This window comes from Vibrio sp. 10N.222.49.A3, assembly GCF_041475145.1.
GTDB lineage: Bacteria > Pseudomonadota > Gammaproteobacteria > Enterobacterales > Vibrionaceae > Vibrio > Vibrio tasmaniensis_A.
Genome location: NZ_JBFRVM010000306.1, coordinates 1 through 1784 on the forward strand (window position 1 = coordinate 1; position 1784 = coordinate 1784).

General features: G+C 48.1%; 2 protein-coding genes. Both read left to right on the forward strand.

Going from position 1 to position 1784, the window contains the following annotated elements:
• Positions 1–98: 98 nt before the first annotated feature.
• Entirely contained in the window at positions 99–1118 is a 1020-nt protein-coding gene (gene istA, locus AB4589_RS25275; RefSeq protein WP_017102648.1) for an IS21 family transposase, read from the forward strand.
• Positions 1115–1784: IS21-like element helper ATPase IstB (gene istB / locus AB4589_RS25280; RefSeq protein WP_372101942.1), on the forward strand; the 670-nt coding region annotated here is incomplete at its 3' end. The genes istA and istB, both read left to right, overlap by 4 nt.

Sequence of the window (1784 nt, forward strand, 5' to 3'; positions counted from 1 at the left end):
GTGTCAGCGCCGATGTAAAAATGACCCACTAACGTCGATTTAAAATTGACCCACCTGAGGCAAACTATCCGTTCGTAACATGGACAAAGCGGCGGATTATGATCAATCAGGAGCAACTAGTGGAAATACACGTTTTACATCAGCAAGGGCACAGCATCCGCCGCATTGCGCGAGATTTAGGTATCTCTAGAAATACCGTTCGCACTTATCTTCGAAACAGAAGTAAAGAGCCTGTGTATCCCGAACGACAGTCTCGACCAACAAAATTACAGCCTTACCACGACTACTTGCACACCCGCATTGAAGCTGCAAGGCCTTATTGGATACCAGCAACAGTCTTACTGCGTGAGATAAAATCCTTCGGTTACGAAGGCGGCATAACGATGCTCAAAAAGCACATCAAACAATACAAACCTAGCACGCCTGCCGACCCTGTGGTTCGATTCGAAACACAACCTGGTGAGCAAATGCAAGTCGACTTCACGACCATTACGCATTACGGCATACGGGTTAAAGCCTTTGTTGCTACGCTTGGTTATAGCAGAGCGACGTTCGTTCGCTTTTGTGAGCGGGAGCGCCAAGAAGACTGGGTTGATGGTCTTGAAGAAGCATTTGAATACTTCGGTGGCGTACCCAAAGAGGTTCTGTTCGATAATGCGAAAGCCATCATGATAGAGAGAGATGCATACGGTGAAGGCGAGCATCGATGGAACGCTATGCTGCTCACTGCCGCCAAGAAGTACAATTTCAAACCAAGAGCTTGCCGTCCGTATCGCGCAAAGACCAAAGGGAAAGTGGAGCGATTTAACTCTTACTTGAAAAGTAGCTTCGTCACTCCGCTTGCTGCGACACTTAAACAACACGGTCTGAAAATCACAGCCGATGTCCTTAATGGGCATATCGGCTCGTGGTTAGAAACCGTCGCTCACCAGAGGATACACGGCACAACAGGTACAAAGCCTCAAGTTCTTCTAGAGAAAGAACGTTTTACACTTCAACCTCTCCCGTCGCCGACACGCCCGATAGCTCCGTTAACAATGGGTGATAATGTCATGCCAGTTGAGAGCTTCCAACATCCACTATCAATGTATGACACGTTGTTGGAGGTGCGAGTATGAACCTTCAAATGAATCGCATCGAAGCTGCGTGCGCAACGCTGAAGTTACAAGCCATGGGTCAGGAATGGCCGAGGTTGGCAGAAGTCGCTAACACTCAAGAGTTGAGTCTAGCCGATTACTTAGAATCACTTCTAAGCGCTGAGCTTGAAGCGAGAGCTGAACGCACAAGAGCAACGCTGACTAAGTTCGCCAGCTTCCCTATGGAGAAAACGTTCGATGACTATGACTTCAAGTTCGCAACAGGTGCCCCACGGAAACAGCTCAAGGAGCTAACAGGGTTGGCGTTCGTCGAGCGAAAAGAAAACGTAGTACTACTTGGTCCAAGTGGTGTTGGTAAGAGCCATCTTGCTGTTAGCCTTGGTCAAATAGCGGTACAAAAAGGCTTAAAGACACGGTTCATCACGGCTGCTGACTTAATGCTTCAACTGTCTACGGCAAAAGCTCAGGGCAAACTTGAAAGCTACTTAAGGCGAAGCGTTCTTGCGCCAAAGCTCCTTATCGTCGATGAAATCGGATATCTACCGTTCGGCAGAGAAGAAGCGAACTTGTTCTTCAATGTCATCGCTAAACGATACGAGCAAGGCAGCATTATCGTAACCAGTAACTTGCCGTTCTCTCAATGGTCAAATGCGTTCGCTGACGATACGACACTAACGGCGGCATTAC

Coding starts and splice junctions, on each gene's coding strand:
- istA (WP_017102648.1), top strand. CDS start 99: ATGATCAATCAGGAGCAACTAGTGGAAATACACGTTTTACATCAGCAA.